This is a genomic window from Xenorhabdus sp. KK7.4 (assembly GCF_963876465.1).
In the GTDB taxonomy this organism is placed as follows: domain Bacteria; phylum Pseudomonadota; class Gammaproteobacteria; order Enterobacterales; family Enterobacteriaceae; genus Xenorhabdus; species Xenorhabdus stockiae.
Genome location: NZ_CAWNQF010000154.1, coordinates 1 through 1544, shown reverse-complemented (window position 1 = coordinate 1544; position 1544 = coordinate 1). Strand labels below are relative to the sequence as shown.

The following is a 1544-nucleotide window of genomic DNA, read 5'->3' as shown; positions in this document are numbered from 1 at the left end:
CACACGTTACATGAAACAGTCACACGTAACCATTGTTGTCGGTATATGTGGCAACTGCTCAGTAATGTGAAAAAATTCTTGAAAAAATCTGCAAATAGACTCTTTCAGAGAAAGTAAATCGAGTGTCCCACTATTATGAAAAGTTATTTAGATCACGCGCAGGCCGACTACCCGAATGAATGCTGCGGACTGGTCATTCAGAACAGCCGCAAACAACAGTATCTTCCCTGCCGCAATACTGCCTCAGTCCCAACAGAGCAGTTCAGCCTTCACCCGGAAGACTACGCCGCCGCCGAAGATGCCGGAACGATTATTGCCATTGTCCACAGTCACCCGGACGCGACCACTCAGCCCAGTCAGTTAGATATTGCCCAGTGTGACCTGTCACAACTTCCGTGGGTGATTGTCTCATGGCCGGAAGGGGATATCCGTACGCTGATGCCCACGGAGGGGGTTAAGCCTTTACTGGAGCGTCCGTTTGTCCACGGTATATGGGACTGTTACGCCATTGTGCGCGACTGGTATCGGCTGGAGCGCAACATTGAACTGCCGGATTTTGTCCGGACGGACGGCTGGTGGAATCGGGGCGAAAATCTCTATATGCAGCACTACGCCTCGGCGAGGTTTATTGAATGCAGCGGGGAACTCCAGACCGGTGATGTGATCATCATGCAGGTGCAGGCCCGTGAACCTAATCATGCCGGAGTGTATCTCGGTGATGGCCTGATGCTGCACCATATGTACGGGCAGCTCAGCAACCGTGTGTCTTACAGTGGCTACTGGCAGGAACGTACTGTAATAGTGCTGAGGTATAAAGTCTCATGACTAATTAATCTCTTATAGGTAATATTAAGACTTCTTAATTACAGGGATTATTGGTATGAAAAAAATAGCTTTAGTGGCAACGGCTTTACTTGTAACAGGTTGCGCAACGAGGCCAATCTCTAATGAAGCAGCCAAGCCAGTGCCAGAAAAGCAGATAATAAAACATGATTTATTTGCCAAAAAAGAAGGTACAGGGAAAGTTATCATAAAAAGAGACGCAGGTATTGGCGGTAGTGCCTGTTTATCCCGAATTTACATTGATGGTCAAGAGCTTGCTGATTTAGGTTCAGCACAGAAGGCTGTAATATATCCTAAGGTAGGAAGGCATATTTTCAGTGCGTGGCCGAAAGGAATATGTGGTGGAGGTATGAGCGAACAGGAAGGGATAGTTACTGAAAATGAAACGCTAATATATCGGGTTGGATATGGCTCGAATGGTGATTACAGTATTTATCCAACTGCCTTTTAAAAAAGCCACAATATAACCCCCTAACGGGGGTTTCAGACTGCTGACAAACCGCGTTGAAAATAACACGGTTTGTTGCCTTCATCATCAATCCTCATCTTTCGATTTTTCCGGCTTCCTCCCCAGCCAATTCTTTTCCGACACAAGATTGGGTTTCTGGCCCCGTTAAATACACGAAAGCACCGCAGATAAAACCAACAAAGGGCCGCCACCAGTAAGGCTATCTTCTTGATATTTTGAGCTGTTGCCGCCA

3 protein-coding genes are annotated in these 1544 nt (G+C 47.0%); 2 read left to right on the top strand and 1 reads right to left on the bottom strand.

Going from position 1 to position 1544, the window contains the following annotated elements:
* Window positions 1-135 precede the first annotated feature (135 nt).
* Together AACS90_RS22670 and AACS90_RS22665 are read left to right on the top strand one after the other, a co-directional pair.
* Window positions 136-825 (top strand): C40 family peptidase, encoded by a 690-nt coding sequence (locus tag AACS90_RS22670; protein WP_099123656.1) that lies wholly within the window; start codon window positions 136-138, stop codon window positions 823-825.
* 55 nt (window positions 826-880) lie between these two features.
* Window positions 881-1294 (top strand): hypothetical protein, encoded by a 414-nt coding sequence (locus AACS90_RS22665; RefSeq protein WP_099123655.1) that lies wholly within the window; start codon window positions 881-883, stop codon window positions 1292-1294.
* Window positions 1295-1326: 32 nt separating this feature from the next.
* On the opposite strand, the gene AACS90_RS22660 is transcribed toward AACS90_RS22665, so the two are convergent.
* Window positions 1327-1544 (bottom strand): hypothetical protein (locus AACS90_RS22660; RefSeq protein ID WP_206601869.1); only part of this gene is annotated, 218 nt, incomplete at its 5' end.